Source organism: Mammaliicoccus sciuri, from assembly GCF_025561425.1.
GTDB lineage: Bacteria > Bacillota > Bacilli > Staphylococcales > Staphylococcaceae > Mammaliicoccus > Mammaliicoccus sciuri_A.
This window is the reverse complement of sequence record NZ_CP094824.1, coordinates 463,475-477,493: the sequence shown is the minus strand read 5'-3', so window position 1 is coordinate 477,493 and position 14,019 is coordinate 463,475. Positions and strand designations below refer to the sequence as shown.

General features: G+C 32.6%; 16 protein-coding genes and 1 pseudogene. 1 reads left to right on the top strand and 16 read right to left on the bottom strand.

All coding sequences use genetic code 11. The annotated features are described in order from the left end of the window. Positions 1–24: 24 nt before the first annotated feature. From alsE to MUA60_RS02200, 16 genes and pseudogenes are all read right to left on the bottom strand, one after another. Complete coding sequence (gene alsE / locus MUA60_RS02275; RefSeq protein WP_049319517.1) at positions 25–708, bottom strand: D-allulose 6-phosphate 3-epimerase; 684 nt, start codon at positions 706–708, stop codon at positions 25–27. 14 nt (positions 709–722) lie between these two features. Beyond that, positions 723–1,373: a hypothetical protein gene (locus MUA60_RS02270; RefSeq protein ID WP_262649462.1), complete on the bottom strand. Its 651-nt coding sequence runs from the start codon at positions 1,371–1,373 to the stop codon at positions 723–725. A 63-nt stretch (positions 1,374–1,436) separates the two neighbouring features. Continuing rightward, positions 1,437–1,823, bottom strand: a complete 387-nt coding sequence (locus MUA60_RS02265) for a PTS transporter subunit EIIC (protein WP_234513704.1) — start codon at positions 1,821–1,823, stop codon at positions 1,437–1,439. A gap of 16 nt (positions 1,824–1,839) precedes the next feature. Then, the gene (locus MUA60_RS02260) at positions 1,840–2,292 is read right to left on the bottom strand and encodes a PTS sugar transporter subunit IIA (protein ID WP_164961120.1); all 453 of its coding nucleotides are present in this window, start codon (positions 2,290–2,292) and stop codon (positions 1,840–1,842) included. Between the two features lie 12 nt (positions 2,293–2,304). After that, positions 2,305–2,616 carry a PTS fructose transporter subunit IIB gene (locus tag MUA60_RS02255; protein WP_164961121.1) on the bottom strand — a complete coding sequence of 104 codons (312 nt, stop codon included), beginning with the start codon at positions 2,614–2,616 and terminating at the stop codon, positions 2,305–2,307. Positions 2,617–2,631: 15 nt separating this feature from the next. Next, positions 2,632–3,015 (bottom strand): PTS sugar transporter subunit IIA, encoded by a 384-nt coding sequence (locus tag MUA60_RS02250; RefSeq protein ID WP_262649461.1) that lies wholly within the window; start codon positions 3,013–3,015, stop codon positions 2,632–2,634. Continuing rightward, on the bottom strand, positions 3,008–4,492 hold the full coding sequence (locus tag MUA60_RS02245; protein ID WP_164961123.1) for a BglG family transcription antiterminator: 1,485 nt from the start codon (positions 4,490–4,492) through the stop codon (positions 3,008–3,010). Before MUA60_RS02245 ends, MUA60_RS02250 begins: the two co-directional genes overlap by 8 nt. 231 nt (positions 4,493–4,723) lie before the next feature. Then, entirely contained in the window at positions 4,724–5,377 is a 654-nt protein-coding gene (locus MUA60_RS02240) for a zinc-binding dehydrogenase (RefSeq protein ID WP_262649460.1), read from the bottom strand. Then, positions 5,337–5,729, bottom strand: a complete 393-nt coding sequence (locus tag MUA60_RS02235) for an alcohol dehydrogenase catalytic domain-containing protein (RefSeq protein ID WP_262649459.1) — start codon at positions 5,727–5,729, stop codon at positions 5,337–5,339. Before MUA60_RS02235 ends, MUA60_RS02240 begins: the two co-directional genes overlap by 41 nt. A gap of 21 nt (positions 5,730–5,750) precedes the next feature. After that, positions 5,751–7,250 carry a tagaturonate epimerase family protein gene (locus MUA60_RS02230; RefSeq protein WP_262649458.1) on the bottom strand — a complete coding sequence of 500 codons (1,500 nt, stop codon included), beginning with the start codon at positions 7,248–7,250 and terminating at the stop codon, positions 5,751–5,753. A 25-nt stretch (positions 7,251–7,275) separates the two neighbouring features. Then, positions 7,276–8,523, bottom strand: a complete 1,248-nt coding sequence (locus tag MUA60_RS02225) for an MFS transporter (RefSeq protein ID WP_262649457.1) — start codon at positions 8,521–8,523, stop codon at positions 7,276–7,278. Between the two features lie 24 nt (positions 8,524–8,547). After that, positions 8,548–9,381 carry an SDR family oxidoreductase gene (locus MUA60_RS02220; protein ID WP_049319509.1) on the bottom strand — a complete coding sequence of 278 codons (834 nt, stop codon included), beginning with the start codon at positions 9,379–9,381 and terminating at the stop codon, positions 8,548–8,550. After that, on the bottom strand, positions 9,374–10,456 hold the full coding sequence (gene uxuA, locus MUA60_RS02215; protein WP_049319508.1) for a mannonate dehydratase: 1,083 nt from the start codon (positions 10,454–10,456) through the stop codon (positions 9,374–9,376). Before uxuA ends, MUA60_RS02220 begins: the two co-directional genes overlap by 8 nt. 12 nt (positions 10,457–10,468) lie before the next feature. Further along, positions 10,469–11,484 (bottom strand): annotated as a pseudogene (locus MUA60_RS02210) (zinc-binding alcohol dehydrogenase family protein). Positions 11,485–11,500: 16 nt separating this feature from the next. Further along, a complete protein-coding gene (locus MUA60_RS02205; protein WP_262649454.1) occupies positions 11,501–12,445 on the bottom strand; it encodes a sugar kinase in 945 nt (314 codons plus the stop codon). 15 nt (positions 12,446–12,460) lie between these two features. Next, the gene (locus tag MUA60_RS02200; protein ID WP_049319505.1) at positions 12,461–13,093 is read right to left on the bottom strand and encodes a bifunctional 2-keto-4-hydroxyglutarate aldolase/2-keto-3-deoxy-6-phosphogluconate aldolase; all 633 of its coding nucleotides are present in this window, start codon (positions 13,091–13,093) and stop codon (positions 12,461–12,463) included. Positions 13,094–13,250: 157 nt separating this feature from the next. Between MUA60_RS02200 and MUA60_RS02195 the strand changes: the two genes are divergently transcribed. After that, positions 13,251–14,003, top strand: coding sequence for an IclR family transcriptional regulator (locus tag MUA60_RS02195; protein ID WP_262649453.1), 753 nt, complete (start codon positions 13,251–13,253; stop codon positions 14,001–14,003). Positions 14,004–14,019: the final 16 nt, after the last annotated feature.

Sequence of the window (14,019 nt, the reverse complement as noted above, 5' to 3'; positions counted from 1 at the left end):
CAACTCAGGTGGCGGTATTATTAGTTATACTTCAGTTAATGCATTATTAAAGTCTGCTATCATTTTGTGCCATGCTTCGTCAATACGTTCATCTAAACCGAATAGCCCGCTTCTTCCCAATATATAAATATCTGGATTGGCTTTTTGAATTTTACTAAATGTCTTCTTATTTGAAGAACCATCCATTTCAATTAAATATTTGTATTGATGTTCATCTCTTAACTTTCTTAATTCTACTATTTTATCTAATGTTTCATCGATAAATTTTTCTCCAGCAAACCCTGGGTCAACGGTCATAATTGTGATCTTATCTAAATATTGAATATATGGTTTAATCACTTCAATGGGTGTTTCTGGATTTAATACGATCCCTACTTTTTTACCTTGATCATGAATCTTATGAATCAATCGGTAAGCGACACCATTGACGACTTCTGCATGTATACATATATAATCTGTATCTACTTTTAATAATTCATCCACCCAAAATGAAGGCTCCGTGACCATTAAATGCGCAGAAATTGGTACGTCAGAAATTTTCTTAACTTGTTCAATAAACCAAGGTGAAAGTGTAATATTCGGGACATAATGACCGTCCATAATATCTATATGATAAGATTCTACGTGCTGATTCAAAAATGTAATCTGCTCGCTAAATTTATCTAAGTCCATCGTCATTAATGATGGTGAAAACTTTACATTCTCCATGTGTTAAACCTCCATTAGTATACTTTAATATCTCCTAATTCTATGTCATCTTCTTCAATTTCATCGACCATTTCTTCTGATTCATTTACAGGTTTCTTAAGTAGTACAAGTACTAGAGCTGTAACAATAACATTTGCTACGATAGCGATGACGAAACCTAATGGTTGAGACATTGTTGGAATTGCTAACATGCCACCAAACGGTACTTTCGAGTCAGCGTTCATCACCATTGAAATCGCGCCACCTACTGCACCACCGATTCCTGTTGCAATAACACATCTAATAATGTCATTTAAAACAATCGGTAAGACGCCTTCTACTATTTCAATAATCCCCATTGGAAATGCTGTTTTTAATGTTTCTACTTCTACTTTTTTATAAATATTTTTACGCATTAATCTTCCAATCCAATATGCAAATGCGAATCCAATTGGCGTAGCTGTGTTAACGACAATCAATGCTGTTATAGGTTCATGAATACCTTGTGCTTGTAAAGTTAATACAAATGCAAATACTGTCTTCTTAATTGGACCACCATAATCGACACTTGCTAATACACCGATGATAATGCCGTAAATTAATTTAGAAGTACCACTTAGAGATTGTAAATACTCAGTTAAAATATGCGTGAATTGTGTAATTGGCGCTCCGATTACATATACCATAATGAGCCCACCTACAAGTGAAGCTATAAACGGAATCACAAGCATCGGCATTAACCCTTTTGCTCAATTTGGCATTTTGATATATTTAATAATTAATACAACAAGATAACCTGCCAAGAAGCCACCTATTAATCCTCCGATAAAACCTGATCCAACTGCATTAGCTGTTAAACCAATAACGAGGCCAGGTGCTATACCCGGTTTATCAGCAATTGAATAAGCTATACCTGTTGCAATAACGACTGGTAACATACCCAGTCCAGCACCACCAAGTGTTGCGAGTACATCCCAGAATGAATAGCCAGTCTTCGTCAAATCTGTTGATGAATCTCCACCTAACGCCATCCCAATTGCGATCATGAATCCCGCTCCACATACAACTGGAATTAAATAAGATATTGCCGTAAGTAAATGACCTTTTAAATTCAACTGATTAAAAAATGTTTTCACGTTATCTCCCCCTTTGTTAGTTAGATAAAATTGCTACAACTTCTGTTTTATTTTTAGAATTTAGTAATTGCTCAATCACTTCATCATTACTCAACTTTCTTGCGATTAATGATAAGAGTTTCAAATGTTCTTTAGAATTGTCGCTATCTTCACCAACTGCAAGTAATATAACGACTTTCGCACCTTTATCATCTAAAGATGGCCACTCTACTTCATCTTTTAAGACGCCAATTGCAATACCCACTTTGTTAACGCTACTACTTTTCCCGTGTGGAATCGCCACAAAGTTACCTATACCTGTTACGCCTTCTGACTCTCTTTTATAAACCGCTTCTAAAAACGCTTCTGAATTGTCTATATATTGTTCTCTATCAAATAAATGAACGAGTGTTTCTAAAGTTTCTTCTCTATTATTTGTCTCAAGTTCTGTTAAGATTGTGTTCTCATCTAATACATCTATTAAATTCATATGGCATCTCCTTTATTGTTGTGAAATTTGTTCGATTTTTTCTATTAATTTATTTGGAGATTTTATTGCAACATCTGTCGGTATTTCGATAACTTTTTTACCTTCAAATCTTTCTTTATTACTCACCTTTACATCTACAGCAAGCAACACGATATCAGCTTGTTTAATATCTTCAGGTGACAATTCATTTTCTACACCAATTGTCCCTTGCGTTTCAATTTTGATACTATGACCTTTCTTTTCAGCTGCCTTTTCTAACTTTTCAGCTGCGATATATGTGTGTGCAATACCTACTGTACAAGCACAAATACTCACGATATTCATCTTTCATTCCTCCAATTATATTAATGATTCTACAAAGTCTTCGTCTGCTAAATTTCTCATAAATGCTTGAATGTCTTGCAATACTGCTTGATCTTCTTGTGGTTTAAGATTTAGCAAAATAATCAATTTCAATGACTGGTCATGCCAGTGGATACAATCTGTCTCATTTTTTATTAAAAATATTTTAGTCTTTAAAATGTGCTCACTTTGAATGTGCGGTAAAATCACTTCTGGAAAAATTTCAATATTCCCATGTTGTTCTCTCTCATGTACTTCTTCAATAAAAATACTTTCAGACTGAATGTATTGATTTTTCTTTAACTGACTACCTACTTCTTCTATGACATCTTGATATATTGCGTTAGTTGTTTTAATTTCATAAAATAGCGATTTATTCATTGTTATCACCTAACATTTCTATCATTTTTCGCAATTTAATTTGATCATTCTTATTAAACATTGCGCTGATGACTACGATTGGAATTTGCTTTACTTCAGGTATATGAACAGTTGAAATAATCAAATCTATTTTATGCAAGTCATCTTCTTGTAAATCAAAAGAAGATTTAACATCTACAATCTCAATTTCAGGTACATTTCTGTCTATTTTTGTTTTCAATAATTCAGAAGTACCTATGCCTGTTGTACAAGTAATCAATGTTTGAATTTTCTTCGGGTTTCTTTCAAGTTCTTTCGCAAAATACAATGTTAAAAAGCCTATTTCATCGTCATTCATTTTTTTAATATGATATGTTTCAGAAATTTGATCTGAAATTTGTCGAATAACTGTAAATACATGTGGATATTCAATTTTAATTTGTTCTATTAAAGCATTTCTGACATTTAACCCATGTTCAATTCGTTTAAGCATCGGTTTAATATGTTTAAGAAGTTGCTGCTCTAAATCAATATTTTTAAATGAATGATTTAATTCCTGACTCGCACCGTCTATCAATGCATTTGTTATGTCGATGACTTCTTGTGAATATTGCATGTCTTCTTGATTATGCTGAACATTTTGCGTTTCAAATCTTGAAGAAATAAGATATTCAAACAAATAAATTCGTTCATTTTCAGGTAATTGAGTATGAAGATATTGTTCAACATTTCCAATTACCATGTCACTCATTCTATAAAATGATTGATACTCATTTTTTAACTTTATCAATTCTGGTGTCTTTCTATCTTTGTCTTGTTTGATTACACCTCTTTTTCTAAAGCGCATGATTAAGATATATAAATGAGAGAAAATGTTTACATTATAAGGATAAGGAATAATCATATCTTTATAACTCTCAATCTTATTTATTTGTTCTTGGACAAAATGTGCATCTTTATCTTCAGTTTGATCAATAACATTATATGCAGAGAAATTAGACAGTTGCCCATCTCCAATGAGTTCTAACAATGCATTTCGAATATCACTCTCATCACCATTTATAGATAAATGACGATTCTTTCTTTCTAAATTTAAATTAAAACGTTTTAACATCTCTTCTATTTTTCTCTCATCTGTATTTAGTACACTTTCAGAAATATAATAACGTTCGATAATATTAAAGATAGATATCGACTTAGGGGAGATTAACAATAAATCTTTAGTCATCATATTTCGTCTTTCAATAGGAGAAAACAAATCATTTTGATGAAGTTGCCCCGTTTCATGCTGTTCAATATATTCTTTATCATCAATACGATAGCCCTTACCTTTTTGAGATATAATAAGAGGCTCTTTATAATAATCATTTATACGTTTAACAAGTCGATAAATCGTTTTAGTAGAAACATCTAGATGTTTAGCCAATCGATTCGAATCGACAAACGAATGCGCATTTAATAAGTAATGAATTAACTTCTCTTGATTATCACCTTCCATGACTTTTACAACCTCCCTGTAGCTTTATCATAAAACAAATATATGTAAGCGTTTTACTTTTGTTTGTCCATTACAATAGACATTAAAATATCATTCATTATAAACTATCGCGTTACTAAAGTAATGAATTAACCTCTTTTACACTTCTACATTTGTAAAAAGTCTGCATACCAATTAAAATTGCGCACAAAAAAAACTCACTTTAGCAAAATTGCTAAAATGAGTTTGAAATTAAAGTTCTATAAGTGTTTTATTCGTTTGAAACTTCCCTTGCTTAAAAAATTCTGGGACATCTTCGAATTTAATATGCTTAGAAAAATAGCTTTCTTGTATTTTACCTTGTCGAATTTGCTCAATTACAAATTCGAAATCATCTAATGTCGCATTTCTACTTCCCATAAGTGTTATTTCTTTAGCATGAAATTCTGGGTCTACAAATTCAATAGTGTCTTTAACTAAACCGACGTAGACTATTTTACCGCCATGATTAACGTAATTAAATGCTTGTTCCATAGACTTCTTATTCCCAGTTGCATCAAACACAATTGTTGGATATTCATTATCATTTACTGAAAGTATGTCGTCAATAATGGAAGGACTAACTACTATCGTTTCATCACACTCAGACCATTCTTTACAAAATTCTAATCTTTCAGCACTAAGATCAACTACAATAACCTTTGCACCTTTTAATTTAGAGAAACGAGCAACGCCTAAACCGATTGGACCAGCTCCAACAACCAATACTGTTTCACCTGATTGAACATCTGCTCTATTAACACCATGTGCACCAATGCTTAAAGGTTCAATCATAGCAGACATATGAATCGGTAAATCGTTAACTTTAATCAAATTTTGAGCTGGAACTGATAAATATTCTGTCATACCCCCCATCTCTATGTACACCGATTACTTCTATGTTCTGGCAACAATTCGTCTTATTATTACGACAAGCTAAACATTTTCCACAATGGACATAAGGTATGATCGTAACTTTATCGTCTATCGAAATATCTTCAACATTTTTTCCAATCTCTTTAACGATCCCTGACAATTCATGTCCTAATATTCTAGGATATTCAAAAAATGGCTGATTGCCACCATAGGCATGAATATCTGTTCCACATATTCCAATATGTTTTACATTAATTAATATATGGTCATCTTCTATGAAGCTTTGTTCTTTAGTTTCTTGAATACTCATTTTCCCAGGTTCTTCACAAACAATTGATTTCATATTATACACTTTCTTTCATTTTTATTTTGAATTAAAGTTCAATAGTTCCAAATGTTTACCAATATGATTTTTAAGTAATTCAGCATATTCATCTTCATATTTTTCTAAAATGGCATATATATCATCTTTAAAAATATAGTGACCATTATCATTTTTAACTGTCAGCAATAATCCATATGAGACATGTAGAAGTTGTCTTGCATTATCATCTTCTAAATAAGATTTATATTGTGATTCAGTTAATTGCTCAATTGGCTTTATATCTTCAATATTAGGCGTGATGTGATAATATTTTTGCGTTTCTGCAAAATGATCCAAAGCATATTGATGTATATTTCGATATAGTTTTGGTTCATGTATGGCTATTAAGCGCACAGCTTCTAACCAGTTTGTACCTGCTGTTTTTAGATGGAAACGTTTATGCGTCTTTTCACTTATTAAAGGAAATACTGAGAATTTATCACTACCTGAGTGAATGCTTAATTTATATTTAAAATAATCTGCAATATTAGCATGTACTTCAAGTTCTTGTTCAAACTGAGCAATATCACCAATATAATCTATACCTTTTTGAAATTCTCCACAAAACCTTGGTGCTAAACTCGTCACTTGCACGTCTTGATCATATAATTCCTTTGATACGAAAAAGTGATCAAAAGGTGTTGTAATAGTCATTGTTTCATCAATAGAAATTTCAAAATCAATATCTCTATCTAAAGGCTCGATGTAAGTTTTGTATATATAAACCATGTATTCGATTGCTTTATGATAAACGACAACAACTTTCATAAGTTCATGTTTATCAAACACCAAATCATTATGTTCGATTTGATAAGACTTACCTAAGTACTTATCTTCATAGTATTGCTTTATCTCTTGATTAAACGGTTGATAGGCAGCTTCTACTTCATCATGATTGTCTAAATCAACATCATTTCTAATGTAATCAGAACAATCTAAAGTTAACATCGAAATACCGAGCTCTAATTCATGTTTAATATCGCTTTCTTCTTTAAGATGATCACCATCTGCACCGTAACCATCTGTATAACCTGCTTGTATAACACTGTAAGCTGCTGAGTCGATAACATCTTCCATTTTTCGATTTGTTAAATCTAATTCTCGAATACTTTGTTGTGCAAAAACAGGTCTCATTTTAGAAGTTCGTACTGCTTCAACATGGCCAGGTGTCGCAAGACCTAATCTATCACCTAAACCTATCGTTGTTTCATTCTGACCAAATGCTCGCGGTTTTGTAAATTCAAAATATTGATTTAACGCTAATCTATTTTCATGAGTTAATGAGCACAATTTTGCATCATTACCATATTCTTCACCATTAAGATCTTGAAATAAATGATCATTACCAACTGCTAATAAATACTTTTCGTTTTCAGCTTTAATCATGATAATACTTGTATTTTTTTCTTTGAATAGAGATTTTTCATATACTTTTATGATTTCTGATTCAGGTAATTCATCTTTTTTCACAGAAGAAATAATTTGATGTAATCCTTCCATTATTTCACCCATCCTTTACTCGATTTTATACGCTTTCAGGTTTTACAATTGGTTTAACAAAGAATATAACGGCGATAGAAGCTATCACTGCTAATCCACCTGCAAGTAGAAAGGCAGCTGTGTATGTTCCTGTTGTTTGAATAATATAACCTGTAATAGTTGGACCAATTATACCCGCTGTATTGGCTAATAAATGCATAAAACCACCAACAGATCCAACATTATTACTATCTACAACGTCTTGTACAATCGCCCAATAAATTGCGCCTGTCAAATATAAGAATAAAACAGATAAGACAACTAACGTTACAGCACCCGCAGTTGTTGTGACTATTCCCGAAATACCGATACACACAGCTGAAAGGAATAAACAAACAACTAGAACAACTTTTCTAGAGAAAAGCACACCTTTTTGAACAGTATGTTTATAAACAAAGTCTGATACTATACCACTCATTGCTAACCCTAAAAATCCTAAAACCCACGGTATGACAGTAATTAAACTCATGTTTTCTATACTTAAGTTTCGAGCATCAACTAAATAACTTGGGAACCATGTTAAGAAGAAGAATAAAATATAGTTATAAGCAAAGAAAGCAAATGCTGTAAAGAGCACAGTTGGATTCTTTAAGTAGTATCCTAATTTAAATGTAGTAACTGGTGCTATATCTGCTTTTTCATCAATTTTAGTTTCTTCAATATAATCTGGTTTTTCTTTCGCAAAGAACCACCAAGATATAGCCCAAATTAAACCAATGACCATAATAGCTACGAAAGATACTCTCCAACCTAAATGTAAAGCGATATATCCAACTATCGGACCTGAAATAGCACCACCAAGAGGTGTACCACTGTTTGCTAGTCCTACAGCTGTTGCACGTTTTGAAGGCGGATACCAGTTATTGACCATCTTATTAATCGTTGCACTTAATGGACCTTCACCCATTCCAAACAATATTCGAACAATAAATAAACTTACAAATCCGACTACTAAAACGATCGCACCACTAAATAGTGACCAAACAATCATTGCAACAAACAATGTGATTTTTGCACCAAATTTATCAGAAGCTACACCACCGACAAAGTTGAAAATTGCATAACCAATTGAAAAACTACTAAAAATAATACCCATTTGACCTGGTGTTAATTTTAAATCCTCTTGTATAAATGGTGCTGCTACTGAAAGTGCAGAACGATCTAAATAATTGATAACACCCGCTAAAAATAGAAATATTAAAATAATCTTGCCATTTCTACCTATTTTCCCCATGCTTCAATCCCCTTTATATTTTTATTAAACGCCTGAGTATGCCATAAAACCGCCATCAACTGGTACAGTAATGCCATTTACAAATGATGAATATTCTTTATCTAATAACCATAAAATCGTACCGATAAGTGCTTCTGGTTTTCCAAATTCTCCAAGTGGGGTTTGGCTTAATATTTTTTCTGAACGTGCCGTCAGACTTCCGTCTTCATTTAATAATAAGTCTCTATTTTGTTCTGTTAAGAAAAATCCTGGTGCTATCGCATTGACTCTAATATCTTCCTCTGCAAAATAAACTGCCAACCACTGAGTAAAATTATTAATGGCAGCTTTTGCTGCACTATATGCTGGGACTTTAGTCATTGGTGCATAACTGCTCATAGAAGAAAAATTAATAATACTGGCATGCTCTGACTTCAGTAATTCTTTACCGAATACTTTAGCAGCAACAAATGAACCAATAAAATTATTATTAAATACATGTTCAAATCCACTTTGTTCTAAATCGAAAAAGTTCTTTTTATCTTCAGCATTATATGATTCTGAATCTGTAATAGCGTCAGGGTTATTACCACCTGCACCATTAATTAAATAGTCAATTTTTCCAAATGCTTCTAAAATTTCATCTTTAGCTTTTGTAAGCGATTCTTCATTTGTCACATCAACTGAATAGTTACGAGCAATACCACCTTCAGCTTCTATTTCTTTAACAACTTCTGCACCTTTATCATAAGTACGATTTAAAATGGCGATTTGCATGCCTTGTTTGCCTAATTCTTTCGCAATTGTTCTACAAAGCACACCGCTTCCACCTGTAATTACAACAACTTTATCTTTTAAACTTTCATGTTTACTAAACATTTTTACCAGACTCCTTTTCAAGTTGATATGCATCCCACAATCCATTTAAGTACATAATACCTAATGCTCTATCATATAATCCGTATCCTGGACGACATTCTTCATTCCATAAATGTCTGCCATGATCTGGTCGAATATACCCTTTATAATCTGCATCTGATAAATGTTTCATAATTTGTGCAATATCAATATTACCGTCTTCTGTAAAATGAGAAGTTTCAACAAAACTGCCATTTTCATAGATATGAACATTTCTAATATGCATAAATGGTGCGTGCTCATGGTATTTCAAAGCAATTTCTGCCATATCATTATCTTTAGAAGCACCCATAGAGCCCGTACATAACGTAATCGCATTATTTGGACTATTATTGATTTCAAACATTCTTTCGTAGCTATCTGCGCCAGTTATAATTCTTGGTAAGTTGAAAATAGAATATGGTGGATCATCTGGGTGAATTGCCATTTTAATACCGCAACGTTCTGCAGTTGGAATGATTGCGTTTATAAAGTATGCAAAGTTTTCCCATAATTTTTCTTCATCTATATCTTTATATGCTTCAAATAGTTCTGAAATTTGATCTAATTTTTCTGGTTCCCAACCTGGCATTGTTAAATTTTTACTCGCACTTGAAACAGTTTCTATTAATTCTTTCGGATCTAGATTTTTAACTTTTTCATAATCAAAGTATAGTGCTGTAGAACCATCTTCTAATGGATGGAACATATCTGTTCTAGTCCAATCAAATATTGGCATGAAGTTATAACAAATAACTTCCACACCATATTCAGCTAAATTCTCAATTGTCTGTTTATAGTTTTCAATTAATTCATCGCGTTCACTGTTACCTAATTTAATTGATTCATGAACATTTACACTTTCAACAACTTTTGCATTAAATCCATGTGATTCAATATATTCAACTTCATCTTTAATCTCTTCTTTTTCCCAAACAGCACCAACTGGCTTTTCATGAAGTGCCCATACAATCCCAGTTGTATTAGGTATTTGTTTAATATCTTCTAATGTAATTGTGTCATTGTTTCTTCCGTACCAACGAAATGTCATTTCCATTTTATCCATCTCCTAATTGAAATTAATAATAGCCTTCTTAACTTGTTCTGGATGTTCATCTATATATTGAAATGCTTCTTTTGCTTCATTTAATTCAAATTGATGTGTGACTAAATCAAAATCATCAAACTTACCTTTTTCAATATTCTCTATTACCTCTGCAAATTTATAAGTTTGTAATCTTGAACCAACGATTGTCAGTTCATTTTTTGTATAGGCATTTGTGAAATGTTAGCTGGTCTTTCATCAAATCCTAATACGACCACTCTTCCTGCTGCAGATGTTACTTGAACACTTGTTTCAAATGTTTGAGGCATACAAACTGCATCTATCGACACATTGACGCCTTCTCCATTCGTGATGGATCTAACTTCTTCAAGTAAATCTTTCTGAGCCACATTAATAGTAATATCTGCACCTTGTTGTTTTGCATAATCCAATCTTGATTGATCTAGATCTGAAATGATTACTTTCACATCTTTCAACTTAGCGTATCGTAATATGCATAATCCAATAGGACCTGCACCCTGTATAAGTAGAGTATCTCCATCTTGAAGATTCCCTCTACTAGTTGCTTGAGCACCAATTGTAAGTGGTTCAATCAGAACACTCATTTCAAAAGGAATATCTTTATTGACTTTATGAAGTTGCTTCTCATTAATTGCGAAGTACTCTCTCATACCACCATCTTCATGAACACCAAAGACGACTAAATTCTCACATACATTTGGTCTGTCTTGCTTACATGCATAACATTCTCCACAAGGTCTAATAGGTTCAACGACAACGTGATCGCCTACTTGTAATTCAGACTCTCCATAAACCTCGTCTACAACGCCTACTACTTCATGTCCAACCACTCTAGGAATAGTTGCTAATGGGTTAGTTCCATGTAAAATATGTCTATCTGAACCGCATATGCCAACCTTTTTAGTTTTTACTAAAATATTTTGTTCTTCGTTTATCTTAGGTTTATCTAACGTTTCTACAACAAGTTCATTTTTTCCGATTACTCTAGCTGCTTTCATGTATACACACTCTTTTCTATCTATTTATAAGTTCTTTACCACTCAAGAAACTTTCTACTTGTTCTAAATATGGCAATCCTTCGTTATCGCCTATTACTTCTGTAACCATTCCACCAACTGCATTTGCGAATCTTACGCGTTCTTTTGCTTTATATCCTTTACTTAAAGCGAACAAGTATCCACTTGAAAAGCCATCTCCAGCGCCTACTGTATCGATTGGACTAACTGGAAAGACTTCTGTTTCAAAATGTTCTTCATTGCTTACATATTGTGTCGGTAAATGTCCACGTTTGATAATAATTTCTTGTAAGTCTTGTTCTTTTAATAAATCTTCAATATTTTCAAATGGTGTCGCTATTTTAAGGATTTCTAGTTCTTCATCGCTTGTTAACAGAATATCTGTATAAGGTAATAATGCGCCTAGACTTTCACTTGCTGTCTCTTTAGTCCAAGTTTTTAGTCTAATATTAGGATCTAAAGTTACAGTTGTATTTGCTTTTTGCGCTTTTTTCATCATTTTTTGAATCAGTTCAATTTTATGGTGCAATAATGCGACAAACACACCACTGACGTGGAAATAATCAATATCATCAAAGTTAATATGTGCGACATCATCTTCTGTTAAGTCTTTAATGGGTGCATTGTCTCGATAATAAAATGAAGCACCGCTTCCATCTGCATTTATTTGTTTAAAATAAACGGACGTGTTTTTTCCTGATACTTGTTCGATATGATCTGTATCAATACCTTCTCCACGTAAATTATTGATAATATGTTGACCAAATTCATCTTTACCAACTTTTGAATAAAAAGTTGTTTCTAACCCTAACCTACTCGCACCAATTGCTACATTTAATTCCGCGCCTCCAATTGTTCTTTGGAATGTATGATTAAATTTCAAAGGTCCTTTATTACTAGGATTCATGGCTATCATGGAATCACCAATTGTGAAAAGCCTCATTTCTACCACTCACTTTCATCGATTTCTAACAGCTTCTACATACTTTTGAGCTTTTTCTGAAATAACTTCAAAATTATTTCCTGTAAATTCTTTCGTTAAGTCGCCACCAATACCTACAGCGAATGAACCTTTTTCAATCCAATCTGATACGTTATCTAAATTCACGCCTCCAGAAGGCATGAGTTCAACATTGGGTACCGGACCTTTTATATCTTTAATAAATCCGGCACCTAATTGTCCTCCTGGGAACAGTTTAATTAAATCAGAGCCATAGCGTAACGCTACTATAATTTCTGTTGCACTACTACAACCTGGTAAGTATGGAATAGAATATACATTACATAATTTAGATATATTGGTGTCTAAATGTGGACTTACAATATATTGCGCCCCTTTATTAATCGCAATTTGTGCAGTAGCAGCATCTAACACTGTACCTGCACCAAGAACGATATCATCACCATATTGTTTATGTACTTGATTAATCACTTCTTCAGCATTCGGTACAGTAAACGTAATTTCTATATTTTTAAATCCACCTTTAATGATTTCATCAACAATTTTCTTTGTTTCATCCTCGTCATTCCCTCTAACAACTGCAACGAGGTAATTTTCATGTAACTGGTTTAAAATTTTATACTTTTTCAAAATAGCCCTCCGTTCCACATTGTGATACAATGTATTGTATAGTAATATTTAGTATTATTATAACGTTTGTGAAAACGTTGTCAATTATTTATTTTCATCTATGTTACTTAATTCATAGAATAATTTATGCTATATTTTTATCAAAGAGGTGATGATTATGGCTTCTAACGTTCAATCCATTGACCGAGCATTAAGCATTTTAGAAATCATATCTGAAAAAGAACAAATATCATTAAAAGACTTAGTAGATGAAATTCAATTATCTAAAGCAACTGTACATAGACTTGTTAATTCATTGATTAGCAACGGCTATGTACAACAAAACGCATTGACCAATCAATATGAAATAACTTTTAAAATGTTCCAACTTGGGAATAAACGTGTACAAAATATTGATTTTTTAAATGTAGCTAAAAGTATGATTAGTCAGCTGATGACAACAGTTGGGGAAACATGTCATTTAGTAGTGGAAGACAATAACGAAGTGGTATATATAGATAAATTTATACCAAGCAATAACAATCGATCGATGGCATCTAAAATCGGGAAACGAGCACCTATGTATTGCACAGCAGTAGGTAAATCTATACTTTCGACGTATGAGAATGAAAGAATCCAAGAAATATGGAATCAATCGAATATTGTTAAACTAACCGAAAATACAATCACAGACTATGATCAATTCATCGATGAAATAGCAGTCATCCGAGAACAAGGTTATTCAGTAGATAACGAAGAAAACGAAAAAGGTATATATTGCGTAAGTACATACTTCGTCAACTATCGAAACGAAGTCCAAGGTGCTATCAGCCTATCATTCCCTACAACAGAATTAGATAAGAAAGAGTTCTTTGTAGAAGAATTAAAAACATGTGCTAACAAAATTTCTAGATTACTTGGATTTCATTAAGAGAATAAGGGATGAT